At 75.3% G+C, this 26,314-nt stretch carries 8 protein-coding genes; 3 read left to right on the top strand and 5 right to left on the bottom strand.

Features of this window, described 5'->3' with window-relative positions:
- Positions 1-36: 36 nt before the first annotated feature.
- The 3 genes from KVT45_RS46980 (at position 37) to KVT45_RS46970 (ending at position 13,262) form a co-directional block, all read left to right on the top strand.
- Positions 37-9,546 carry a hypothetical protein gene (locus tag KVT45_RS46980; protein ID WP_217556654.1) on the top strand — a complete coding sequence of 3,170 codons (9,510 nt, stop codon included), beginning with the start codon at positions 37-39 and terminating at the stop codon, positions 9,544-9,546.
- 334 nt (positions 9,547-9,880) lie between these two features.
- Entirely contained in the window at positions 9,881-11,719 is a 1,839-nt protein-coding gene (locus KVT45_RS46975; RefSeq protein WP_217556647.1) for a hypothetical protein, read from the top strand.
- Positions 11,720-11,762: 43 nt separating this feature from the next.
- Positions 11,763-13,262 (top strand): hypothetical protein, encoded by a 1,500-nt coding sequence (locus tag KVT45_RS46970; RefSeq protein ID WP_217556633.1) that lies wholly within the window; start codon positions 11,763-11,765, stop codon positions 13,260-13,262.
- Positions 13,263-13,322: 60 nt separating this feature from the next.
- Here KVT45_RS46970 and KVT45_RS46965 read toward each other — a convergent pair whose 3' ends face one another.
- From KVT45_RS46965 to eccCa, 5 genes are all read right to left on the bottom strand, one after another.
- Positions 13,323-16,571, bottom strand: a complete 3,249-nt coding sequence (locus tag KVT45_RS46965; protein ID WP_217556631.1) for a right-handed parallel beta-helix repeat-containing protein — start codon at positions 16,569-16,571, stop codon at positions 13,323-13,325.
- Positions 16,568-19,534, bottom strand: a complete 2,967-nt coding sequence (locus KVT45_RS46960; RefSeq protein ID WP_217556623.1) for a hypothetical protein — start codon at positions 19,532-19,534, stop codon at positions 16,568-16,570. Before KVT45_RS46960 ends, KVT45_RS46965 begins: the two co-directional genes overlap by 4 nt.
- A 2-nt stretch (positions 19,535-19,536) precedes the next feature.
- Positions 19,537-20,868 (bottom strand): type VII secretion protein EccB, encoded by a 1,332-nt coding sequence (eccB, locus tag KVT45_RS46955; protein ID WP_217556608.1) that lies wholly within the window; start codon positions 20,866-20,868, stop codon positions 19,537-19,539.
- 11 nt (positions 20,869-20,879) lie between these two features.
- Positions 20,880-22,271: a type VII secretion integral membrane protein EccD gene (gene eccD / locus KVT45_RS46950; RefSeq protein ID WP_217556600.1), complete on the bottom strand. Its 1,392-nt coding sequence runs from the start codon at positions 22,269-22,271 to the stop codon at positions 20,880-20,882.
- 100 nt (positions 22,272-22,371) lie between these two features.
- Positions 22,372-26,295 carry a type VII secretion protein EccCa gene (gene eccCa, locus KVT45_RS46945; RefSeq protein WP_217556667.1) on the bottom strand — a complete coding sequence of 1,308 codons (3,924 nt, stop codon included), beginning with the start codon at positions 26,293-26,295 and terminating at the stop codon, positions 22,372-22,374.
- Between the last annotated feature and the right edge of the window lie 19 nt (positions 26,296-26,314).

The following is a 26,314-nucleotide window of genomic DNA, read 5'->3' as shown; positions in this document are numbered from 1 at the left end:
GGGCCGGGCTGGGCCGCCGCGAGCGACCTGCTGCGGGTGGCGGTCGTCAAGGAGTTCGGCGGCCTGTACAGCGACGGCGACCATGTGATCGACAGCCTGGCGGACCTGCACGAGATCGGCCGGGGAGCCCGCCAGGACACCTACGCGGTCTACTCCGAGTTCGTTCCGCAGACCCAGAACTACAACATCGCGAACGGGGTCCTGCTCGCGCCGGCCGGCCATCCGGTTCTGACGATGCTGGAGGACACACACCTGCGGAACTACGAAAAGACCCAGCGGCAGCTGTACCAACCCTTCAGCAACGCCATCCAGGCCGGCCGGGTCGACATGAGCACACATCGCTATTCCGTCATGTTCCGGACGGGGCCCAACACCTTCACCGACCTGTTCGTCGATCTCGGCTATGTCAACACCGTCCGGGTTCCCTCCGTCCAGCACATCACGATGAGTTTCGAGGGCAGCTGGCGGGCGGCGGTGCCCCCCGTGAGCGTCGCCGAGAACTGGCCGAAGGAGCGCACCCACGCCCTTGCCAGGAATCTCGTCCACACCGCGGTCCGGGGCCTGCACAACCGCGACGGCGACCTGCACCTCACCCAACTGGACAAGGCGATCCGGAAATCGGGGCACCCCGACCGGGACCTGCTGTGGCGGAGCGTCTTCCAGTTCCTGCGCTCCCGGAACGACCTGGCGGGCCGGGTCAGGACGGTGACCCCCACCTCCTGGAACGACAGCACCGGCCGCTGGGAGACGGTCGAGCTGCCCCCGGACGTCGTGGCCATGATCCAGTACCAGCAGGCGCCGCCGGAACAGTGGCTGTCGGAGTACGTGTACCAGGCGCGGCTGACAGCACCCGCACCGGCCCAGGCCCAGGCTCAGGGCTGGCAGCCAGGTCTGGCCGGCGGCGCGCCCGCCGCTGACCGAGGTGCGGACGCGGGGTGGGACACGGCGGCGGCCGGTCCCTCCTCCGGTGTGCGGGAGCCGTCGGTCACGGCAGGTCCGGAGCCCGTCGACGTGCTCCCGGAGGGCGGTCTCGCGGAGCGGTTCGACGCGCTGGTGGAGGTGCTGGCCGCGGAGCGTGGCCGTGCGATCCGGGAGGCGGTGGCGGCGCTCCGCCGGGACGGGGGTGCGGCGCGGGTCCTGATCGGGAACGACACCGAGACGGTGCTGGCGCGTCAGCGGCGTGCTCTGCGGCTGCTCACGGCGGCCGAGGAGCGGGAGCCCGGGGAGGCGCGTCACCGGGAGCTGCTCGACCGGCTGCACGCCCTCCACGCGGCTTTCGAGACCGGCGTGACGGCACCGGCCGCCACCAGCTCTCGCGACGAGCCCGCCGGTGCGCAGACCGCGGACGGCGACGCCACCGGGCAGACCGTCCGGCCCCCCTGGTACACCGCCCACGGCATGCTCGGTGTGCACACCCTCCGGGAAGCCGCCGGCTGGTCACGCGACGAGGCGGACGGCCATGCCCGCGCGTTCGCGGCGGAACTCGCCGACCGGGACCTGGCGCGGGCCGTCGAACCGCACATCGCCGAACTGCTCGCCGTGCGGGGGCCCGCCGCGTGGCACTCCCTGCTGGCCGCCGGACGGACGGTGCCGCTGGACGGGCGAGTGGTCTGGCTGCGGCCGGTGCTGCACGGCTTCACACCGTCCGAGGCGCCGGCGGCGGCCGACGGGGTCCGTGACTACGAGGTGCGCTACGCCGCCACCTCCGTCCAGAACACCGAGACCCGGGCGACCACCCGCGCCGCGGACGCCCTGCTGTTCACCGCCCTGAACCTCAAGACGGCGGTGGCGTCGGCGTTCGTGGGTACGCCGATGATCACCGGGCAGGCCGAACGGATCACGAACACCAAGGTCAAGCAGGACGTCGTCAGCGGGCGCAAGATATTCGTGGCGGACGTCAACACGTTCGACGCGGACCTCCGGGTCCAGATCTTCGTCGACGGGGAGCGGCGCAACCCGGAGGGCCGGTACTCCCTGCCCCGGGCCATGACCGTGGAGTTCCCGGACGCCTACTCACAGCCGGACGAACCCGTGGTCGCCCCGACCGGGGAGCCCATCGCGACTCCGGCGGACACGACCGCGCCGGCGAACGTCCAGGAAGCCGGCCGCGCCGCACGGCCGAGGCCGGCCGGCGAGGTGGTCAACGCCCTCGACACCGGCCCCGTCCTCGCCGCGCTGCAACAGGCGCTGCGCGCCCAGGACCTGAACCCGCGGGTCACCGCCGAGGTGGTCCACGAGGCCGGCAAGCTGCTGAACGAGTCCACCCTGCTCAACCGCAGCCGCTGGTCGCTCACCAGCGGTGACCCGAGCAACCCCATCGTGAAGGGCCTCAACCTGCCCGGCCTGGGAGGCTTCGACGGCCATTTCCGGCTCCGTACCGACATCGCCGGGCTCCAGCTGATCGGTTTCGCCCCGTCCAGGACCCGCCAGGACCTCGGAGTCGGCCTCGCCCGGCTCGACGGGTACGGCGGCAAGAGCGCCGTCACCTACAGCGTGCTCGCCAACGTCAGCGGACTGAACGTGCCGAGCCTGTCCGAACGGGTCCGCGCCTTCGCGCCGTTGGCGGGCCTCGGCCTCGGTACGGGCCGGAAGTGGGGTCATACGCTCACCTCGCAGCCCCTCGCCCACGCCATCCTCAACACGGACACCATGCAGGCGCGGTACCGGGCGCGGGTGCGGGTCGCCCTGGAGTGGACGAGCCGTACCCACCCAGGGCTGAGCACGGTCGACGCGGTCACCGACGCGGACATCAGCGTGCCGTGGCGGGACGGCGCGGGCGCCCGGGAGTTCGAGGAGCACGTCCTCGGTGACGTGCGCAGCCCCGCCGTACGGGAGGCGGGACCGGTCGTGGCACGCGGCCCGGTCGCCGCGCAGCCGTATGTGCGGGCGCTGCTCCGGGAGGCGGGGATCACCCCCCGGCGCACCGACGTCCGTCCCGCACGCCTGGACACCCCGCCCGAGGAACAGGTACGGCGGGCCAGGACCCTGCCCGCCGCCGAACCGCCGGCGCTGGCGCGGCGCCGCGGCATCGGCTACGCCGTCGCCGCCGCCCTGCCCGGTGCCGCGCTGGTCGAGGAACACTTCCGGTCGGCGGTGCGCGACGTGGCCGGACGGGACCGCAACGTCCCCTGGGCCCTGGTCGACCGCCAGCTGTCGTCGTACTTCGGCCAGCCGGCGCTGGAGGGCGAGCTGCACAACCTGCTCGCCGGAGTGGGGCACACGATCCGCGCCGGGGACCACCGGCTGAGGCTGTCCGTCCGGGCCCATCTGCTCGACCACCGGGGCACGGTGTCCTATCCGATGACCGTCAACAACCGGGCGGCCGTCGGCGAGACGCTGGCCGTACACGTGGACACCACCCGCAGCGTCTCCGGCGGGCTGGGCGCGGCCGTACGGTTCAAGGCCAGCTCCGCGGTGCGGCTGCAGCTCGGCGGCCTGCGGTTCCGGCTGCACGCCGACACGGGCCGTACCGAGGGTTTCACGGACGTCGCCAAGGGCTACCGGCGCATGGAGAACGTCAACAGTGTCGACGAGCACCGCTACGACGTCGTCTACGAGTTGTCCCTCGTCCCCGAGAACCGGCCGCGGGAAGCCGTGCGCTGGTGGATCGACGAGCCGGGACTGCTGGCGCAGGTCGTGATACCGCAGGAGCACGTCCCACGGACGCATCCCGGGCACCGGGAACTCCTGGACGCCGGGAACGTCGCGTTCTCCCGGGCCTGGCCGGACGAGAAGGAGGCCCACTTCGACTTCGGCCGCGGAGCCGCCGGCCTGTACCCGGCGTTCCTGCACAGTCCCTCCCTCGACGCCGTGGCCGCCGACCTGTTCTCCCGGCTGCACGGGCTGCCGCGCAGTCGCCCCGGCCGGGAACAGCTGCTGCCGGAGGCCCTGTCGACGGCGACCCGGCCCGGCGACCTGGTGGCGTACTTCGGCCAGCTCGTCGAACCGACGGGCCGGGTCGTGCGGTTGCCGGACCTGAACGGCTGGCACTCGACGCTGCGGCTGCGGCTGCGCGGCCACCGGCCCCGCCGGGCCCCGCAGCCGGCCGGCGACGGTCCCACCGAGATCGAGCAGTACGCCCAGGCGTCCTCCCGCCACTCCGAGCGGCGCAGCCTGGGAGTGGCGCTGAGCGTCCAGGCGGGGCTGGGGCCGCAGATCCGGTTCGGCTCGGACCTCGGCAACGACGCGGAACTCGCCGACGAGCACGGGAGGGAGGCCCTCGCGGCCCGCCGCCCCGGCGGACGGTTCGTCGCCTCCGCGCACGCGGAGTTCGGCTGGCAGCTGTACAACAGGGCCCGCGAGCAGGACAGGGGCGCGATCGAGGTCACCCGGGCGACCTACGCCGACTCGGCCGCCTTCCGGGCGGACGCCGTGTACGAGGTGACGGTGACCCGGTGGAAGTCGCGGCGGGATCCGCAGACGCTGACGCGCTATCTGCGGGTCACGGACGGGATGGATCTGCTGGCCCCGACACGCAGGATCGAGGACATCCTGCCCGCGGAAGCCCCCGAACCGGCTCCCGCACCGCACCCCCTGGCCGAGGGAACCGTCGCCGGGACCGGCCGCACCGGCGGGATCACGCGAGGCTATCTCGGCGGCCGGCTCCTGCCCGCCGCGTCCCATCCGGAGCTGCTCGACGCGCACTCCGTCCTGCCGTACATCGTGCGGCACCTCGGCGACCGGGGCGTCCTGCGGGCCGGCGCGGCCGACCGGGGGACCGAGCTGTGGCGCTCCCTCCAGGCGGCGTTCCGCTCCGAGTCGCTCGGCACGCAGTGGGCCGCGCTCACCGACGGCGGTGTGCAGCGGTGGTTCCCCGTCAAGGCCTCGGAGTCCTCGGCGCTCTCCGGCCTCGCCGGTACCGGTCACTACCTGTGGGTGAACGTCGAGGTGACGGACCTGGCGCCCGCTCACGCGCACCGCCACCGCGACGGCGTCAGGCTCACCCTGCGCGGCGAGTCCGTCACCGACGAGACGAACGTCCGGGGCCGGGGCACCGCCCACGGCTTCGGCGTGGAGGCCGAGGCGCGCGGGGGCGAGCGGGTCCTGGAGAACAACCAGCAGGCCCACGGCGGCCTGGGCTTCACCGCCGGGGTCGTCGACCGGGACATCCGCACGGTCACCGCCGTGAAGAAGGACGTCGACATCTACCGGGCGGACACCCGGGACTCCTCGGAGGAGTTCACCCACCGGCTCGGGTTCCGGGTGCGGATGGGCGTCACCACACAGATGCCGGAGATCCTGAGCTCCGTCGGACGGACCCTGGTGGGTGCCGCCGGGCTGCTGGCGCGCCCGCTCGGCGCCCGGCACCTGGTGGAGAACGCCTGGTACCGCCACCAGCCGTGGAGCTGGGAGCACCGCAGCGACGGCACCCCGATCGACGGTGAGGTACGGCTGCTGGTCCCGTCCCATCTCACCGTCGACCTCGACGGGACCGAGCCGGCGGCCGAAGGCGCCGGTGCGGCACCGCTGGCCCGTCCGGAGATCGGCACCCCGCGCTGGAGCGGCCGCGACGGGACGACGGCCCGCCCCGGGCCCACCCCACGGCAGGTCGCGGACCTGCTGGCGGAACTCCACCCGTGGGACGTGCCGGCCGCCCGGGCGGTGCGCGAGTGGGCCAAGGTGGTCGGCACACCGAGCCGGAAACTCCCCGACCTGGCGGACGTCCGCACGCGTGACGTGCCGGCGGTCGGCCTCCTCACCCGGCACGGACTCCTCTACCACAACGAGACCGCCCGGTCCGCCCTCCGGGCCCGGATCTCGCATCTCCTCGCCCACACCTACCAGGTCGACGTCGCGGGCCGGAAGGTCACCGTCGGCTTCGAGCCGACCGCCGCACGCCGACTGCACCCCGACGACCGCGCCGTGCCCTTCAAGGCACGGCGCTACCAGCCGGGCGACACCAGCGAGCACGTGGGCGTCGACCGGGCCACGGGCCGGTACGCGGGCGTCATCCCCGAAGGCGGCGGCAGCGGGGGCGGCGATGTCGCCCGGCTGGGGCGCGTGATCTACGAAGCCGGCGTGGAACGGGGCAGCGGGATCGACGGCGGCATCTCGGAGACGCGGGAGCACAACCGTGCCGCCGGCCGGCCGTACGCCTACTACGCCTTCGACGTCGACGTCGTCATGCGGGGCGCCGGCGGGCGGGAACTGCGCGTCCACGTACCTGACGGCCTGACCGGCATGCTGCCGGTCACGGACGGCGGACCGGCAGCCCCACTCGTGGCGCAGCTGGACCACCTGTTCGCCGAGCAGGCCTTCGGCTCCCGTGAGGAGTTCGACCGGGCGGCCGCCTCGGCCGGCAGGTTCCTCGGCAAGCAGCGGCCCGAAGTGGCGGGGCGCTGGGAGGCCAGGGCCGCCGCCCTGATGGCGGACGAGCACGAGGCGCCTCCGGTCCGGCACGCGGAGATGACGGAGGGGGACGCCGCGCGGCTCGCCGTCCACGAGAACATCCGGTCGGTGCTCGCCCGCCGGCTGTACCAGGACCGGGACGCGGCCGATCCGGAAGGCGCCGCCCGCAGGCTGTCACGGGAGGCGGGGGACCTTCTCGGCACGCGACGCGCGAACTCCGTACCGGCTTCCGGGGCCCGCACCCTCGACCCGGACCGGCAGCTCCTCGACGACACCAACGCCGAGCTGCGGAGGCTGGAGTGGCCGGACGGGCCCGTCGACCTCGCCACCGTGCTCAGGCACCGCGACACCTACCCGCCCGCCCAGCTGCCGCACCAGCCCGTGCGGCACATCGCCGAACGGATCGCCCGCACCATCGCCGCCCGCGGCACGGAGTCCGGGGTGCCGGGAGGCTCGCCCGCCTCACGGCGCAACGACGAGCGGCGGACCGGGACGTCCACACCGTACGTCGCCTCGGGCCAGCGGTCGGCGACGCGCGGGGGGACTCCCGGGGCGATGGCCGGTCCCTCCCAGAGCCACGGCGGCGCGGGCACCGGGTACCGCACGGCCGGGGAAGTCGTCGCCGATCTGCACCGGACGGCGGTCATGCCCGCGGTGGGGCCGTTCCAGCAGCACGGCGCCCTGGGCCCCGACCTGTTCGGGCTGCGGCGAGCGCCCGGCGTTCCGGCCCTCCTGAGGGACCAGCAGAACATCCCGTACGACTACTCGGGGCTGCCCGCCGACCAGAGGGTGGAGTTCCTGCGGCGCGTGGACATGGTCGCGCGGACATCCGCCCAGGGCATGGACCCGCGCGGCTGGGGCGTGCCATCGGGACGGTTCAGCCACTCCCGTCGGCTGGACGGCCGGCAGTGGCACTTCGGCCCCTCGGTCCGGCGTCTTGAGCAACTGCCGTTCACCACCATGGAGATGCCCCGGCTGGTGCACGCCGTCTGGCTGGGCGGTCCGCTCAACACGGCCGACGCCCCGCGGTTCTGGGAGCGGTACGGCAACGATGCGGTGAGGTTCCGCGACGAGGCGACCTTCGTGCTGTGGACCGACGTCTCGCGCGCGGAGATCGGGAACGCCCTGGCGGGGTACCGGGGTTCACCCGGTACCCGGGCCGCCAGGGTCGCGGACTTCGTCCAGTGGGCGCACAACTCCGGCGTCCGGCTGGTGAACGTCGACGAGGTGTTCAACGCGAGCCGTCCGATGCGGCTCAACGACGCGTTCCGCACCGAGCTGGCGAAGCAGTCCGGGCCGGGCTGGGCCGCCGCGAGCGACCTGCTGCGGGTGGCGGTCGTCAAGGAGTTCGGCGGCCTGTACAGCGACGGTGACCATGTGATCGACAGCCTGGCGGACCTGCACGAGATCGGCCGGGGAGTCCGCCAGGACACCTACGCGATCTACGCCTCGCTCGACGCGCAGACGCAGCGCCCCGACTTCGCGAACGGAGTGGTGCTCGCACCGGCCGGCCACCCGATCCTGACGATGATCGAGGACATGCAGGCGCACAACTACTCCCTGACCCAGGGGCAGTTGTACGAGCCTTTCCTCCCGGCCATCAACGCCAACCGGATCGACATGAACCTGCACCGGCATTCCGTCATGTTCCGGACGGGGCCGACCAACTTCACCAAGCTGTTCGTCGATCTCGGCTATGCCCAGGCCCTGCCCCCGTCCGTCAGACACATCACGATGCATTTCGAGAACACCTGGCGGGCGGCGGTGCCGGTGGAGCACGCCGTCGAGCAGTGGCCGCGGGACCGCACCCTGGCCCTCGTGAAGAACCTCGTCCATTCCGCGGTCCGGGGTCTGTACAACAGGAACGGCAGCCTGCACGTCACCCAGCTGGACGAGGCCATCCGCAAGTCGCGGCACCCCGACCGGGACCTGCTGTGGCGGAGCGTCTTCCAGTTCCTCGCCTCCCGCAACGACCTGAGGAGTCAGGTCCGCGTGGCAACGCTCGACTCCTGGGAGAGAGGTGGCTGGGCGCGGGTGCAACTCCCGCAGGACGTCCTGGACATGGTCGAGTGGACCCCGGGGCAGCCGCCGTTCGAATGGCTTTCGGAGTACTCCTACTGGATGACTCTGCGGGCACCCGCGCAGGGGGGCCAGGGTCCGTGGCAGCCCGGTATGCCCGGCGGAGCGCCGGATGCGGCGTCGGCCGGTTCCTCCTCCACTGCGCGGGAGGCGGGGCGGGACCCGTCGGCCGAGGCCGGCCGGGATGCCGTCGACGTTCTCGCGGAGGCGGCGGCGGACACCGAGGGTGGTGCGTCGCAGCCGGAGCTCACGGAGCGGTTCGACGCGCTCGTGGAGGTGCTCGCCGGGGAGTTCGCCGGGGAGCGCGGCGGGGAGCGCGGCGGGGCGCTCGGGGAGGCGATGGCGGCGCTCCGCCGGGACGAGGGTGCGGCGCGGGTCCTGATCGGGAACGACGCCGAGACCGTACTGGCGCGTCAGCGGCGTGCTCTGCGGCTGCTCACGGCGGCCGAGGAGAGGCAGCCGGGGGAGGGACGGCGGGAGCTGCTCGACCGGCTGCGTGCCCTCCACACGGCTCTCGAAGCCGGCGTCAGGACACCGGCGGAGACCGGCCGGCGGGAAACCTCCGGCTCCGGCGGGACCGGCATGCCGGAAGGTGCGAAGGGCAAGACGAAAGCCGGCGGCTCCGGTGCCGGCCTCTCGCGCTCCGCGGCACAGACCGCGCAGAGTTCCGCGTCCGACACCGGCCGAGAAGCGGCCGAACTGCCGGACCTGCTGGTGCACGTCGTACACAGCGTGCTGCTGCGGGACCTGCGGTGGAGCAGCGCGGCGATGCCCGACGACGCGCTGGTGGGCGCAGTCCGCGAAGCCCTCGGCGAGGATTGGCGGCAGCGACCCGACCACGAGGTGGGTGCCGAGATCGCGCACCGCATCGCGGCGGTACTGGCCCCGATCGCACAGCCCCACCCCGGCATGCCCGACCGGGTGGTGCTGCTGGGCCAGGTACGGCGGGCCGTCGGCGACCGCGGACCCGAGATCACCGAGGAAGACCTTCGCGATGCCCTGGCCTCCCTTCCCCCGGCCGACTGGACCCTCCACGAGCCCACCCTCGCCGAACGCCTGACCACCGGGCCCCTGGGCCTGCGGCGCCGGCCGCGGGAGTCCCGCCGGGCCGGCCGATGACCGCTGCCCGGGCGGTCGCCGGCGACCCCCGCCGGTGCGCGGACCGAGCCGAGGGAACCCGCCCGCCGGGCGGTACGCCGACGGACCCGGCGACTACGGCCCGGGGCCTGGGCAGCGGGGCCCGCATGCTACGGCGAGGAGCGCGCGCGTCGCGTCCGTTCATACCCGCGAACCTGCCTGTTCGGCTCGACTTGGGAAGCGCGCGGCGCCGGTCGGGTGCGCCTCGCGAAGCGGAAAGCCGCTGGTCCGGGCGGTGTTCGGGCTCGGCGGACGCCGTGTGGCCGGCCGGTGGGACGCGGGTTCGCTCGATTACCGTTCGAAGGGTGACGGTGACATGGGCGGCTCCTGTAACCCGGAGCCGACGATGAGCGGGCGGTCCGCCCGGCGGGGTTCGGGCAGGCGCCGTGGGGACCGGCACGGCGACGAGGCGGCCCTGGAGGTCACCGGCGCTGACGGCGTCCTCGCCGTGCACGCGGCGGGCCAGTCGCCCGACCATCTCGTGGGCGTGGCCGCCGAGTTGCGGCAGGGGCGCCCCACGGACCACGTGACCGTACTGGTGGGCGCCGGCTTCGAGGCGCCCGAGACGCTCCGCGCCCGGCTGGCCCCGGCGCTCGCCGAGGCCCACGCGGCCGGGGCGCGCGAGCTCCGGCTGGTGATGTCCGGCGCCGCCGCCGACCGCCCCGACCGGCCCGCCGCCGCACGCGCGTTCAGCGAGGCGGGGCCGTTCGAGGTCCTCGCGCCCCGCGGCCTCGTCGTCGTGGCCCCCGGCGGCACTCTCTTCGCACCCGATCTGCCCGACACCCCGGGCGGCTGGTGGAACTTCTCCTCCGGGCTGGTGCCCCGCCGCGTCGGCACCCGGCTCCCGGAACCGCAGTGGCAGGCCGCGGTGGAGCGCACCGCCCCGGCGGTCGCCGGCGGCTGCGTGGTGGAGCAGATCCCCGCGGGCCTGCTCGTCCTGCCCACCGGAACCCCGCCGGAGGGCGCCTCCGCGCTGCGGTACGCGGTGCCGCCCGACGCGGCCGGTCCGCTGCTCGTCGTCGGCTCCTCCCGGACCGCGACCGTGCCCGCCGACGCCCTCGCCGAGGTGATCGCCGCGCTCCCCGCCCAGGTGCGCGGCACCGTACGGCTCGTCCCCGGCGGCGGCGCCGATCTGCTCCCGGTCGGCCGACACGTCGCGGACCTGCTCGGCATCCCCGTCCAGGTGCTCAGCGGACTGCCGTTGCTGCTGGACGACCCGGAACGCGCCGACGACCGCGGCCGGGCCGGCACACCGCGCGTGGTGCTCACCGACGAGACCGGCGAGCCCTCCTGGCGGCCCTACGTGGAGACCGTCACCTGTGTGCCCTCGGACGGCGGTGCCGCGCCCGCGCCGCGCCTGGGCACCTGGCGGCCGCCCGTCAGCGGACTGCGCCCGGGACTCGAACCCGGAGCGATGATGCTCGACCGCAAGTGGGAGGTCGTGGTCACCAGAGCGGGGCTCTGGATCGGGCCGAACGGCCTCGCGGTACCGGAGGACATCGCCGCCCGCCCCGTTCTGCCCGAACTCATGACGGTGGACGTCGGCGTGCCGGGCGAGCCACTCGACGACTCGGTCTGGGAACCCCTCGACCGCCTCTTCACCGCCCTCCAGGACGACGTGCGCGAGCGCACCCTCGTCCAGCTGCAGGGCGACGGCTCGGACGACGACCTGCGCGCGGTACGCCGGCTGGCCGTCGTCCACGGTCTGGCCGTGGCACCGCGCGGCTGGCAGGGCGCGGCAGGGACGTCCGCCGCCGCGGAGCCCGCCGTGGCACCCGGGCCGGTGGTGCGGCCGGACTTCGCGCTCCAGGCGGAGCCGGCCGAGGAGCCCGCCGAGAACGTACGGCCCGAGAACGTACGGCCCGAGCACGTACGGCCCGAACCGGCGGTGTCCCCCGCAGCGGGGCAGCAGCCGGGGCCCGGGACCGGATCCGGCACCGCACAGCACCACGAGCCGAAGCAGGAGCACGAGCCGGAGCCGGAGCAGAAGGCCGCTCCGGGAGGGGCCGCGGGCGGGGCGTTGCGGCTCGTCGCCGAGCCCGTGCCGAGGCCCCCCGCCGTCACCGTCACCTTCACACCACCGGCCGCGACGCCCCCGCCCCCGCCGGCGCAACAGCCCGGCGCGCACGGAGAGATGTCCAGTTCACCGGGGTGAAGTCCGGGCGCTGGCCACCACCAGAAGACCACGAGGAGAACGGATGACCCCCACGCACCAGCCGGGCGCCCGGCCGCCCGGCACGGATCGCACGGCTCTCGGCGATCCGCCGAGGGCCAGGCGGATACGCCGCGCCGCCGCCATGCCCATGCACGACGGCGACCCGGACGGCACGGCCGCCTCGGCCGCGCTCGCGCACGCCCAGGCCGTCGCGGCCGGCGTCGCGGCACGGGCGGCGGTCACCGCCGTCGCCGAGGAGCCGACGGCCCCCGTCGTACCGGCGCCCGCCGAGACCCGCCCGGACGTCGTCACCCGCCTGCGCCGCACGGGCGCGACGGCGCGCGGCTTCCGCCCCGACCCCGGCGGCGACCAGCCGGGTCCGGTCACGCGCGGCGCCCGGCCGAAGTCCGGCCCCTGGCCGCTGGTCGCCGCGGCCGCGGTGGCGGGCGCGGTCCTGGTCTCCGTGCCGCTGGCGCACAAGGGCGAGAAGCAGACCACCGACGTGGAAGGGCTCGACCGCGTGGCGCCGGTGGCCACGTCCGGCAGCGGCGACCTCTCCAGCGACGGCGGCAGCAGCCCGGTCCCGTACGCCACCCAGCAGCAGGGCACGCGGAACCCGGCCCAGAGCGGTACGGCGACGGACGACGACCTCGGCGCGGGCGGCACACCGACGCCGACACCCTCCCCGAGCGGCAGCCGGACGCCGCACGCGGCGCCGAGCGGGGACGCCACCCCGAAGGCCGCCGCGCACCAGCACGCCGCACCCCGCACGTCACCCAGCGAGAGCCGAACACCGCCCGTGCCGTGGGCGGATGCGCTCCTGGAGGAGTCGGACGACCAGACCCCGGGGACGGACGATCAGGTCACGAGCCGGCCGCGGCACGTCTCCCGAGCGGCGGAGGACTCGGCGAGCGCGGACTCCGCTGCCACGCCGCGGACCGACGCCGCACCGGCCCACCGGTCGCGGACGGCCACCGACCGGCCGTCGGCGGCCACCGAACGGTCCGTCACTCCGCGTGCGACCACCGAGAAGCAGCCGGTCCACCGGACAACGGCCGCTCAGAAGCCGACAGTCGAGAAGCCGACAGTCGAGAAGCACACGGCCGAGAAGCACACGGTCGAGAAGCCGAAGGCCACGGAGACGCCGGAGGCCACCGAGAAGCCCAAGGCCAGTGCCCGTCCGAGCGTCGCCGCCGCCCCGCACCAGTGGGGGACCCGGGTGGTCAACGCCACCACCGTGCTCGGCGCGGGGCAGTCCGTGTCCACGGACCATGTGCGGCTCGCCATGACGTCGGCCGGCAATCTGGTGATCACCGACACGAACGGCACGGTCCTTTGGTCCGCCGGCACCTCGGGCGCGGGCAACCGGGCGGTGTTCCAGGCCGACGGCAACTTCGTCGTCTACGGCTCCGCCGACCAGACCCTGTGGACCGCGGGCACCGCCGGGAACAACGGCGCCGAACTGGTCCTGCAGGCCGACGGCAACGTGACGGTCCTGACCTCGTCCGGCACCGTCGTCTGGGCTTCCGGCACCGTGCACTGAGACCCGTAGGGCGTAGACGGTCCCCCCGCCGCAACTCCGCGGCGGGGGGACCGTTTCCGGTTATCCGGCCGGAACCGCTTCGGCCTCCGGCTCGGGTGCCGGAGCGGCGACCACACCCGCGCCGTACAGCTCCCGCGCACCGATCTCCAGCCGCTCGCAACGGGCCGCGAGCAGATCGGCCAGCCGGTGCGCGCCGAAGACCGCGCCGCCGGGCGGCCGCCGGCCGAACTCGGCGGCCAGTTCCGCGGCGCCGTCCTCGGCGAGCCGGAAGCCCTGGACCCGCAGCCGCCGTGCCACCAGCTCGACCAGTTCCGCCGGTGTGTACGGCACCATCCGCACGTACTCGGCGAACACCGCCGTCAGCGGGGCCCGGCCCCGCAGCAGCGGCCCCATGTTGGCCGAGCCGCTGAGCACCGGCACCGGACCACCCGGCCGGACCGCGACCGCCTGCAGGCCGTCCAGGACCGCCGTCTGCTCCGCCGGCGGCCGCTGTTCGAAGCCGGGGTCCAGCTCCAGCAGCAGCACCCCGCCCTCGGCCTCCGCGAACGCGGCGGTCAGCCGGGCCACGGGCTGCTCCGGCCAGCGGGCCGGCACCTGCGACAGCGGCAGCCGTACCACCGCACCGGTGGGCAGCAGTCCCGCCTCCGCGAGCCCGCGCCCGTACAGCGCGGTCAGTGCCGCGCGACCGGATCCCGGCCCGCCCTCCAGCACCAGAGCGGCCGCCCGCGGCAGTTCCCGGTCGGCGCCGGACGCGACGGCCAGTCGGCGCAGCCGCGCCAGCAGGGCGTCGCGGGCCGGCTGCTGCCCGCTGACCGCGGCGAGCCGGCGCACCGCGGGGGTCTCCCGGCCGCCGCCGTCCTTGCCGCCCGACTCGTCGCCCCGGGCCGGCAGGGCGGGTACGTCAGTGGCCGCCAGGACGCTCAGCTCGTTGTCGTCGAGCGGCGCCTCGACGGCGAGCCGGGACGCCTGACGGCTGATCATCTCCTCGAAGATCTGCCGGGCCACCCGCCCGTTGCCGAAGGTGTCGCTCTTGGGCACCGCCTCGAAGTACTGGTCCAGCGCCGCCAGCGCGCCGTCCGACAGCTCGTAGTAGTGCTTGCCGCACAGGCCCCGCACGATGGTCACCAGCTCGTCGGGGCTGTAGTTGGGGAACTCCACGGAGCGGGCGAACCGGGACGCCATGCCCGGGTTGGAGGCGAGGAACTGGTCCATCTGCGCCGAGTAGCCGGCCACGATGACCACGATCTCGTCGCGGTGGTCCTCCATCAGCTTCATGAGCGTCTCGACGGCCTCTTGGCCGAAGTCCGGCCCGTTGCCGCGGGACTGGTTGGTGAGGGTGTACGCCTCGTCGATGAACAGCACCCCGCCCAGGGCCTTGTTGAAGACCTCGGTGGTCTTGATGGCGGTCCCGCCGATGATCTGGGCCACCAGGTCGGCCCGGGCCACCTCCACGATGTGGCCCTCGCTGAGGATGCCCAGCTCCGCGAGCACGGCCCCGTACAGCCGGGCCACCGTGGTCTTGCCGGTGCCGGGCGGACCGGCGAAGACCAGGTGCCGGCTCATCGGCGGCATCGGCAGCCCCATCTCCTGCCGCCGCTGGGCCATCTTGTTGAGGTTGATCAGGCCCGTGACCTCGCGCTTGACGCTCTCCAGACCGACCAGCGCGTCGAGTTCGGCGAGCGGTCCCACCATCCGGGTCCGGTCCGTACGACCGTCCTCGCCCTCCCTGCCGGACCGCCCGGCCGGCCCGGCGTCGGGTCCGTCGCGGTCGGCCTTTCCGGCCACGGCGTCCGGGGCGCCGCTCCGGTCGGCCACCGCCCGGCCGCCGTTGTCCCGGATGTCGCAGTCGGTGACCACCACCGGCTCGTCGCTGCGCGAGCGCACGCCGTCGCCGCCGTTGTCCCGTACCGTGCAGCCCGTCAGCTCCGCCCGGCAGCCCGCCGTCACATGGACACCGTGGCCGCGGGCGCCGGAGATCCGGCAGCCGGTCGCGGCCAGTTCGCCCGCGGTGAGCAGACGGATGCCGTCCGCGTCGGAGTCGCCGAACTCGCTGTCGTGCGCGGTCAGCCGGGAGCCGGAACCGATCAGCACCGCGGAGCCGGTCACCGCCGACCCGGTGAGGGCGGCCCGGGACGCGTCCGCCAGCGACAGGCCCGGTCCGCCGGTGGCCCGCAGCCGTACCGCCGACAGCTCCGCCCGCGCCCCCTCGGTCAGCGTCACACCGGTGCCCGCCGCCACCTCGGCGTCCCGCACCTCCAGCCGGCCCCCGTCACGCACCACCACGCCGTGCCCCCGGCCCCCGCTCACCGTCAGCCGTTCGACCCGCGCCTCCCCGGCCACCCGCAGCGCCGCCTGCGCCGCGTCGTGGACGGCCAGCCCCGCACACTCCGCGCTCGCCTCCGCGTCCACCGCGACGCCCACCCCGGCCCCGCTGACCGCGCACTCCTCCAGCCGCACCCGGGCCCCGGACACGGCCTGTACGCCGACCTCGCCCGGTGACTCCAGCACACAGTTCCGCAACACCGGGGCGGCGCCCGGGCCCACATACACCGACTGCTGGCCGGCGCCGGTGAACCGGCACCCCGTCAGCACGGTCTCCGCGGTGCTGGTCAGATACGCGTCCAGCGTGGCGCTCCCGGAGATCTGCACCTCGCGCAGCTCGGCCCGCGCCTGCTGCTCGACGGCGAGAGCCGGTTTCCCGCTGCCCGCGATCCGGGTCGTCTCCACCGTCAGCGAGCTCTGCCCGTTGGCGCACACGCCGTTGCCCCGCGCCCCCTCCAGCACACAGTCACGGACCGTCAGCCGGCCCCGTTCGGCGACCACCACGGCGGACGAGCCCACCCCGGTCACCCGGCTGCGCTCCACCACGTTCGACCGGTCCGAGGTCACCACGATCCCCGCGCCCCGCTCGTTGGCCAACTCGCAGTCCCGCAACGCCAGTACGCCCTCGTGCCAGGCCAGCACCGCGGCCCAGGCCTGACCGGAGACCCGGCAGCCGTCCAGGGCCGCCTGGCCGCGGCGCACGTCCAGCACCGGCGCCTCCCGGTCCGCCCCCGTCAGCACCAGGTGGGACAACTGCACCGCCTCGGCGTCCAGGACGATCGTGCTGCCCGCCGAGGCGTGCAGCCGCGGCGGCTGCGCGCTGTCCTGCGCGGCGACCGTCACCGGCTTGGTCACGTGCAGGCTCTCCTCGTAACGGCCGGGCGCCACGGTGATCAGCGCGCCCTCCCGGGCGTCGGCCAGCGCCGCGCCGATCGAGCGGTAGGCACCGGGCCGGTCCGGGGCGACCTGCAGCATCTGCCGGGTCACTGGCGTGCTCCCTTGCTGTTCGACGAGGCGGGGCGGGCCGGCAGCAGTCCCGGCGGGACGCCCACGGGACGGGCCGGCGGTTCCTGGCCGCGCGCCGGACCGCCGCGGAACTCGCGCAGGGCGGCGAGCGACGCGGTGAGACCGTTGAGCGCGATCTCGTCCAACGGGAGCGGCTCGTCCTGCCCGGTCTCCGAGGCGGACAGCTGGCGCAGCAGGACCGCGGGCCGGTCCCCTTCGCCGTCGGTGCGCAGCACCTTGAAACGGGTGCCGGGTTCGAAGACCACGCGGTCGGTGGCGGAGGCGTCCACCAGCCGGGTGCGGCGCGCGGTCATCGACCACACCAGGAAGTCCACGCTGTCCGGCGGCGCCGGGTAGGGCGCCGTCCACGCGGAGCAGAACGCCCACTCCGTGGTGACCCGGCCCTCGTGGAACCAGGCCAGTTCCGCCGGACCGGCCGGCGCGTGCAGCAGCGCCGGGCCGCGGTAGGAGGGCAGCCGGCGCAGACCCGCGGTCACGCACCGGGACATCGGGACGTGCGGTCCCTTCGTGGCGCCGCGCACCGCCGCGTCCACACGGGCGCTGTCGCCGCCCAGGTACAGGCGCACCGCCACCAGGTCGGTCAGCGCGTCCGCCGCGTCCTCGCGGGAGGACGAACGCAGCCCCGGCGACTCCGACAGCACCCGGGCGACCGACCCCGCGAGCGCGCCGAACTGGGCGCTGAACGTCCGGCGCAGCCAGGTCCGTTCCCGCTCCAGCCCACGCTCCGGCGGCACCGCGGCAACCGCCGCACCGGGCACGGGCTGCACCCGGACCCCGGGCCCGCCCGCCTCCCGCCGGTCACCGGCTGCGGCCGCCGGCACCGACGGCCCCGGGGGCATCACGTCCGACTCGAGCCGGATGAGAGGGGCCCCCGCCCGCGCGCCGGGCGGCGGCGGCACGGCTCCACCGGGCCCCGCGGACACCCCGGGCGCCGGCACCGGCACGCCGCCCACGGGGGCGGCCGGAGCGGGAGCCCCGTGTGTCACAGCGGCGCCTCCGAGGCCGACCGGAGCGGTGGGCGCCGGTTCACCGGTCGGGGGGTCGGCAGGGGTCGTGTGCCCCGGTGCGCTGCCCGCTGGGTCGGCGTGGACCGGTCGGGGGGCGGCGAGGTCGGGGCGTGTGGCCGGTGCCGGTTCCGTGTCTGCCGGTTCTGTGGGGGTGGCGGGTCCCGGCCGGGCGTTCCCGACACCGCTCCGGACCTCGGTGGACCGCTCTTCGCCGGCCCGGCCGCCGGGAGTGGCGGGCGTCGGTTCCGCGCCCGCGGGATCCGACGGAACGGCGGGATCCTGCACGGTGTCCACGGGATCGGCGGGGGCCGGTGCTGTGCCTCCCGGGCCACCGGGATCGGGGCGTCCCGGCCGCGTGTCCGTGGGGTCGGCGGGAACCGCGTGTGTCCGTGTCGCGTTCGCCGGATCGGCCCGACCCGGCTCGGGGCCGCGGCTCTCCTCGGGCGGGGCGGGATACGGGACCGTCGCGGGTCCGGGGCCGGCTGCCGAGGCCGGGTAGGTCGGGGGTTCCGGTGCGGGCGTCGGCTGGATGCGGGCGTACGACGGTGCGGGCGGCGGTGCGCTCGGCGCTGCGGCGGGGGCGGCGGTCGGTGCCGCCACGGCCTGCCCGGCGTCCTCGTGTCCGGGCGACCACACCCACCACTCCTGCTCGTGCCAGCCGAGCGAGGGGCCCGGTTCGTCCGCCGGGGTCACCCGGAACGCCTCCCGCAGGGTGGGGTCCAGCTGGCGCAGCATGTCCTCGGCCAGGCCGCGCAGCCGCTCCCCGGACTCGGGGGTGGCCCGGTCGTAGAGGATCAGCGCCCGCCCGGGCGCGGCGGCGACCCGGCGGACCCGGTCGGAGTTGTCCGGCTCGGCCTGCGGGCGCAGCCACAGCCCGCTCTGGACGACCTCCAGCACGGTCTCGGGCCCGTACGCGTACGTCCCGCCCGTGCCGTCGGGGGTTCCGGTGAGCGGGGAGCGGACGCCGAACAGGGCGGGCAGCGGTGGCGTACGGCCGTTGCCCGGGAAGTACACCACCTCGCTGACGAACGGCTTCCAGGCGGCCGTACCGTCGTGGCTCGGCACCTCGATGTCGGGGGCCTGCCCGCCCAGGTGCTGCCGGGCGGGCAGGCCGGTGTAGAAGACGACCTGTTCGCCGGTGCCGTCGGCGAGCCCCTGGCCGAGGGAGTCCACGCCGTCCGGCAGGGCCACCGGGCCGAGTTGCAGGAAGCGCAGCCGCCGGCGGGCCGAGGGCAGGACGCTGTGCCAGACCCGGACCGCGTCCGGGAGGTCCACCGGAGGGCCGCCCGGGCTGCCCACCACCGCGGTCAGCATCTCGGTGCCGGCCGGGATGCGGTCCACCAGCCAGTGCCGGCCGCCGCCGGGGGCGCCGGTGCCGCGCAGCCAGACCCCGCTCGGGGTGGGCTCCACGACGGCGTGGGACGCGGTGTGCCACGTCCGGTCGGTGACGGCGTACTCCCAGGCGGGCTTCGGGAAGCGCCGGGAGTCGTACCCCACCGGGTGGCGGGCCCGGTAGCTCAGCCAGCCGGTGCCGTCCTCGGGCGCGATGAACAGCCCGCCCTCGGGCAGGGTCCGTACCGCGCCGTCCGGTGCCAGCACCACGCTGCCGAGCCGCTCGGCCGCGGCCTGGCCGAACCGGCGTACATCGGGCGGGAGGGCATGGCTGAACACCAGCCGTACCCCCTCCGGCGCGGCGGTCAGCGCCCGCGGCACCGCCTCCCACTCGCGGACGGTGGCGTCGAACGGCAGGTCCACCACGACGAGTCGGTGGAGCGGGTCGGCGGCGAGGGTCCGGGCGAAGGCCAGCGCGGCCGGATCCGGCCCGCCCTTGCGGTGGACCAGCAGGGCCTCGCCGGCCGGCCGGGTCCGCAGACCGGCGCGGCCGGCCAGCGCGGCCGGGGCCTCCAGATGCACCACGCTCACCCCTCCTTCACGGTGGCGGCGGCCGCGTCGCCGTCCAGGACCGGGCCGCGGGGCAGCAGCGACAGCACGTCGGCGGGCATGGGCGTGGTCGGTCCGCCGAGCCGCAGCGCGCTCGCGGCCTGCTGACCGAGCGGGAAGAGCCTGCCCTGGTCGTCCACCAGGTACGGCTGCGGGGCGGCGGCCCCGGCGGCGACCTGGTCCTGGTCCACGGCGAGCACGCCGTGCCCGGGCGGTACCCGTACGGTGCGGTCGTCGCCGGCCGTACGCTGCTCCAGCACCACGGTGGAGGTGAGCTTCCGGCCGGCGGGAACCTGACGCAGGCACAGGTCGGCGCCGGCGGTGTCCACCGCCGGCGCGTGCAGGACGTCGGGCAGGCCGGTGGCGGCCAGGCCGGACCGGGAGAGGGTGGCGCCGGCCAGGGTGGTGGCGTCGATGGTGAGCACCGGGGCCGGGCCGCGCCGGGCGGCCAGCAGGGCCAGTTCGGTCGGCGTGACCGGCGCGATCCCGTCGGCGAGCAGCACGTAGGTGTGGCCGCCGGACGCGGCGGGGGTGCGGAAGAGCTGTCCGACCCGCACGGCGTGACCGGCCACGCGGCCGGCCGGGGTACCGGCGTGCGGTACGGCCGGTGCGGTGAGGGCCGTGCCGCTGGGCACCCGGGCGAGCCAGGCGCGGGGCGCGGTGATCCGCTGTTCGCTGTCCAGGCCGAGTGCGATCAGGGTGGCGTCGGCGGCCGGCACGGGGTACTTCACGCCCTGCCACAGGACGTAGAGCTCGCCCTTCGGTCCGGCCAGCACGGCCTGGGCGGAGCCCGGCGCGGGCAGCGTCCGGGGCGGCCCCAGGTCGAGGATCTCGCCGGCCCGCGCCCCCGGCCGCAGACAGCGCGCCCAGCCGCCCGACAGGACGTCGGCCGCCGCCGGCAGCGCGTCGGGGGCGCCGGCGATGCCGATGGCCGAGCCGTGCGGCACCGTGGCGAGCACGTCCCGGGAGACCGTGCGCACCGTCCCGGACGAACCGGTGAGCAGCAGCGCGGAGGCGTAGTTGAGCACCGGCCGCAGGGTGCCGCCGACCAGCAGGTAGCGGCTGCCGGTCTCCTTCTCCACGATGATCGACCCCGGCTGCCGCCAGGTGTCCTTCTGCACCGGCTTGATCAGGCCGTACACCCCGGAGCCGGCGCACAGCAGCACCACCAGGAGCACGCCGAAGAAGGCGCCCAGGGAGCCGCGCCGGGTCGGGCTGGTACCGCGGCCCGGATCACCGGTGACCAGCGAGGTCGCCAGCCGGCCCACGGCGAACTGGTACGCCTGCACATGGTCGCGTCGGGTCTGCACCTGTGTCTCCTTCAGCCGGCCAGGGAACGGAACCACGCGTAGGCGTGCAGCAGCTGGAACAGCAGCGGCAGCAGGGCGATCGCGGTGACCCACTCGGTGATGTCGCCCAGCTGCCCCCAGACCGGCAGCAGCCGGCGTCCGGGCAGCCGTTCGGCGGCCAGCAGCAGTCCGCCCGCGGCCAGCAGCAGCGTCGCCGCCGTCGCCATCCGGGCCCCGGTGCCGTGCGGTGCCACGTCGACCAGCAGCACCACGACCGGCCCGGCCAGACCGGCCACGGCGGTGGACACCCGCTGGGTGATCCCGGTCAGTTCGCGGGCCTGCAGCGCCACCGCCGTGCCGAAGACCAGCGGAAGTACCCAGCCGACCCAGTCGGTGCGGTGGGCCAGCAGCCACCAGGCGGCCAGGCACAGTACGGCGGTGGTGACGGCGAGCGTGTCCAGCAGGGCGCCGGCCACCCTGGTCCGGGAGCGGATCCGCTCCTCCGGCTGGGGCTCGATGTCCTGCTGCAACTCGTCCGCGTTGTGCGGGAGCTGGGGTGCCCGCAGCCGGGCCAGGCGCAGCGCCGTACGCGGGCCGAAGCGGCCGAGGACGAACAGGGCGGCGGCCACCACGGCGACCGCCTGCGAGGGCGAGCAGCCGGCGGCGGCCAGCCCGCAGGCCGCCGCCGTGCTCACCGCGGTGAGCAGCGCGGCGCCCGGCAGCGCGTCCGGCAGCGCCCGCAGCGCCAGCAGGGGACCGGCGAGCACGGTCACCCAGAGCGCGGCGAGCAGCAGGCCGGGGCCGTCCGGACGGTAGCCGCCGCCCGCCGCGGGGCGGGAGGCGAGGCCCGCGAGGACGCCGAGGGCGAGGGCGCCGCAGCCGGCCGGCACGGCGGTGGCCCGCCGGGTGCCGTACCGGTCCGCGGCGACGCAGCCGGCCGCCAGCAGCAGCGCGGCCGCACCGGCGGCGGCCGCGTTCGCCGCACCGGGGCCGGGCCGCAGCAGTGCCGCGAGCAGCACCACCAGCACCAGCCCGGCCCCGGTCAGGGCGAGGACCCGGGTGGCGGCCGGGGTCCAGCGCCCGCGCTGCCCGCCGACGACATGGGCTACGCCGTCCGCGACGTCGTCGAAGTGCAGTCCAGGCAGGGCCTCTTCCGCCGCCCGCAGCCACAGCACCTCACCGTGGCGCAGCCCCAGGGTCTGCGGGGTGCCGTCGGGGTCGAGCGGCTCGTCGCCGATCCGCTGGAGCACCCAGTTGCTGCTGCCGTCGTCCGGCAGGCCCGCGTGCCGCAGCAGGACGGGCAGCAGCGCGGCGACCGGCAGGGTGAGCGGGACCGCCAGATCGGCGCGCCCGGCCGGGCCCTGAACGGTGAGCCGGCAGACGTCGGGCGGAGTGGACTGGAGCGGGGGCGTTGACGTCGTCATGGTGTTCCTGTGCGGTGTGGGGGCGGGATCCTGTTACCGGGACCCGGTCGCGCGGCGGAGAGGGAGCGGCGGGGCGGTCGCGTCGGGGGCGCGTCGGGGATCACGCCGGGGGGACCAGGCCGGTGTGGACGAGACCGACCGAACGCCGGGTGACCAGCTGGGCCCGGCCGGGCGGCAGGGTGCGGGGCTTGGCCTCGCCGAGGAACTTGCCCTCTTCCTTCGGGTAGGAGAACAGCAGTGCCGGGTTGCCCAGTTCCCACATGCGGCGCAGCAGCGGGTCCATCATGGCCCGGCCGGCTCCCGAGGCGCTGCGGGCGACCACCAGGTGCAGGCCGATGTGCAGGCCCTGCGCCAGCAGCGGGACCAGGGGTGCCGTCGGGGAGGGCATCCCGGGCAGGCCGCCGAACAGGTCGTAGTCGTCCATCACCACGAACAGCCGCGGCCCGTGCCACCAGTCCCGGCGGGCCAGCTGCTCGGGGCTGATGTCCGCCCCCGGCAGCCGCTGACCGACCGACACGGCCGCGGACTTGGCCAGTTCGCCGAGTCCGTCGGAGTCGACGGCGTAGCCGACCCGGTAGGCCTCGGGGATGTCCCGCAGCAGCCCGCGGCCGGGGTCCGCGGTCAGGATGCGGGCCTCGTCGGGGGAGTAGCGGGCGGTGACGGCCCGGATGGCGAGGCGCAGCAGGTTCGTCTTGCCGGTCTCGTTGTCGCCCAGCACCATCAGGTGCGGCGCGGTGCCGAAGTCGTGCCAGGCGGGCTCCAGGCGCAGTTCGTCCACACCGAGGCAGATCCGCAGTTCGGCGGCGTCCGCGGGCGGGTTCGGCAGCCGGTCGGCGGGCAGCCGCAGGGGCAGCAGCCGTACCTCGGGAGCCCGGCGGCCGGTCCAGAACGTGTCGATCTCGGCGACCGCGGACTTGGTCGCCGCCGTCAGGTCGTCGACCGTCGCCATGCCGTCGATCCGGGGCAGCGCGGACAGGAAGTGGTGACCGGAGGAGACCAGGCCGCGGCCCGGCCGGTGCGGCACCCCGGCGGCGATCCGGCTGCCCACCTCGGACTCCATCGAGTCGCCCAGCCGCAGCTCCAGCTTGGTGCCGAGCAGGTCCCGCAGCCGGGGCCGGATCTCCGACCAGCGCACCGCGGAGGCGACCACGTGCACCCCGAAGGACAGGCCGCGCGCGGCCAGGTCGATGACGACCGGCTCCAGGTCCTCGTACTCCGAACGCAGCGTCGCCCAGCCGTCGACCACCAGGAACACATCGCCGTACGGGTCCTCGACCTGGCCGGCGGCGCGCCGCGCGCGGTAGGCGGCCATCGACTCGACGCCCAGGGCGGCGAACTCCTGTTCCCGGCGTTCAAGGAGCTGGGTCAGCTCGGCCACCGTACGGTGCACCCGGTCGCGGTCGACCCGGCCGGCGATCGAGCCGACGTGCGGCAGACCGCCGGTGGAGAGCAGACCGCCGCCGAAGTCCAGGCAGTAGAACTGCACCTGCTCCGGGGTGTGGGTGAGCGCCAGGGACAGCATCAGGGTGCGCAGCAGCGTCGACTTGCCGGTCTGCGGCGCGCCCACCAGGCCGACATGGCCGTCGGGCCCGGCGAGGTCCGCCACGAGCAGTTCCCGGGCCTGTTCGTACGGCCGGTCCACCATGCCGAGCGGGACGCGGGTCAGCGGGGGAGCGTCATGGCCGGCGGCGGTCATGCCGCGCACCGGGTCGGGGACGATGCCGGGCAGCAGTTCGTCAAGGCCGGCCGGATCGGTCAGCGGCGGCAGCCACACCTGCCGGGCCGGCGGCCCGCTGTCCTCAAGGCGGCGCACCAGCAGGTCCAGCAGACTCTCCCCGCTCGCGTCCTGCTCCGCCCGGTCCTCGTCGACGGACGGCCGGGCCGGTGCCGCCGTCGGCTCCGGCGGCCGGACCGGGCCCAGCCGGCCCAGACCGAACAGCGCGACCTCCGCCGCCGGTTCGGCCGCCTGTGCCGCCGACTCGCCCGGAGCGGCCGGTGCCGGTGCCGGACCCGAGACGTAGGCGGCCTTGAACCGGGCCAGATTGGAGATGTCGACCTTCAGATAGCCGTTGCCGGGCGCGGACGGCAGTTCGTACGCGGAGGTCACCCCGATGACGGCGCGGGACTCCATGGCGGAGAACGTGCGCAGCGCGAGCCGGTACGACAGGTGGCCCTCGACCTTGTGGATACGGCTCTCGTCCAGCCGCTGCGAGGCGAGCAGCAGATGCACCCCGAGGCTGCGTCCCAGCCGTCCGATGGACACGAACAGGTCGACGAACTCGGGCTTGCTGGCGAGGAGTTCGGAGAACTCGTCGACGATGATGAGCAGTGACGGCAGCGGGGTGAGGTCGGCTCCGGACAGCCTGGCCTTCTCGTACTCGAAGAGCGAGGAGTGGCCGGCGGCGCGCAGCAGCTCCTGACGGCGGACCATCTCCCCGTTGATCGAGTCCCGCATGCGGTCGACCAGGTGGACCTCGTCGGCGAGGTTGGTGATCACCGCCGAGGTGTGCGGCAGCCGCTCCATGTTCAGGAAGGTGGCGCCGCCCTTGAAGTCCACCAGGACCAGGTTGAGCACCTCCGAGGAGTGGGTGGCGGCCAGGCCCATCACCAGGGTGCGCAGCAGTTCGCTCTTGCCGGAGCCGGTGGCGCCGATCAGCAGCCCGTGCGGGCCCATCCCGCCCTGCGCGGACTCCTTGAGGTCGAGCTCGACCACCTCGCCGTCCTCGGTGACCCCGAGCGGCACCTTCAGCCGGGCCGCCTGCAGCTGGCGCGGCCGCCACAGCCCGGCCACGTCGAAGGTGTGCGGGTCGCGCACGCCCAGCAGGGTGGTCAGTTCGAAGTCCGAGTCCAGCGACCGGTCCACCAGGTCGATGACCCCGCCGGTCCGCAGCGGTGCCAGCTGCCGGGCCAGTACCTCGGCGGCCGTCCCGCTCAGCGCGTCGGCCGTCACCCGGGCGGTGTCGTTGCCCGCCGGGTACTCGGCCCGGCCGTCGCGCACGGTCAGCCGCAGCACCTTCGTACCGCCGGGCATGGCGCCGGTCGCGTCCAGCAGGACCACGTTGCGGATTCCCGAGGTCAGCAGCCGGGACGCCGCGGGGATTCGGAGGTCCTGCGCGATCACCACCACGAACGGCTCGGCGATGCTGGGCGACACGTCCGGGTCGTGGTCGGGGCGGTCGCGGACCTCGGCGCCGAGCAGCTCCAGCAGCCCGTCGTGGTCGTCGGCGGCCAGCCGCAGCGGTCCGGCCGCGTCCGACTCCTCCGGATGCGCGTTGTGCGGCAGCCACTTCAGCCACTCCCACTCCGCGGCCGCCAGCTCCCCGCCCAGCAGGGCGATCCGCAGGTCGTCGGGGGAGTGCAGCACGGCCAGCTGAGCCACCATCGCCCGCATCAGGGCCAGCGCCTCGACACCGGAACCGGCGAACTCCACGCTGGTGAAGGCGCGCAGCGCCACCGGCACCGGCAGATGCGGGACCCGCTGGTGGGCCCGGGTGAAACGGCGCAGCGACACCGCCGACAGCGGCTCCAGGTCCTCCACCGGCCGGGTCTGCGGCGGCAGGAACTCCAGTGCCGCCCGCCGGGTGCCGGTGCCGATCCGCACCCGGGCGAAGTCCTCGTGGTTCGGCCGGCGTTCCCACAGCCGGTCGCCGAGCGGCCACGTCCACAGCCGGTCGGGCGGCGGGTTGTCCCACAGCAGGGCGGCGCGCTGCTCGGCCGCGGCCTGCCGGGCCTGGGCCCGCTTCTGGCCCAGGTAGCGCAGGTAGTCACGGCGTTCCGCGCGCATCCGGCGCCGCCGGTCGCCGCCGGCCCGGCCCAGCTGGGTCAGGGTCATGCTCGCCATCGACCCGCCCATCAGCCCCGACATCAGATACGTCGTGGGACCGGGCCGGCCCTGGGAGAACATCAGCATCATCGCGCCCGTGCCCAGGCCCATCGGCAGGTACATCAGGGCGGAGCCGAGGTCGGCCTGCGGGGGCTCGCCGAGCGCGGGCGGCTCGGCCAGCTCCACCTGCCCCTCCGGCATCCCCGGCCCCGCACCCCGC

The sequence above is a fragment of the Streptomyces sp. GbtcB6 genome (assembly GCF_019091475.1).
Taxonomy (GTDB): domain Bacteria; phylum Actinomycetota; class Actinomycetes; order Streptomycetales; family Streptomycetaceae; genus Streptomyces; species Streptomyces hyaluromycini.
This window is presented reverse-complemented; position numbering and strand designations above follow the sequence as displayed.

What these genes read in the sequence shown, in the direction of transcription:
- KVT45_RS46975 (WP_217556647.1), top strand. Translation starts at nt 9,881, where the DNA reads ATGGGCGGCTCCTGTAACCCGGAGCCGACGATGAGCGGGCGGTCCGCC.
- KVT45_RS46970 (WP_217556633.1), top strand. Translation starts at nt 11,763, where the DNA reads ATGACCCCCACGCACCAGCCGGGCGCCCGGCCGCCCGGCACGGATCGC.
- eccD (WP_217556600.1), bottom strand. Translation starts at nt 22,271, where the DNA reads ATGACGACGTCAACGCCCCCGCTCCAGTCCACTCCGCCCGACGTCTGC.
- eccCa (WP_217556667.1), bottom strand. Translation starts at nt 26,295, where the DNA reads ATGCCGGAGGGGCAGGTGGAGCTGGCCGAGCCGCCCGCGCTCGGCGAG.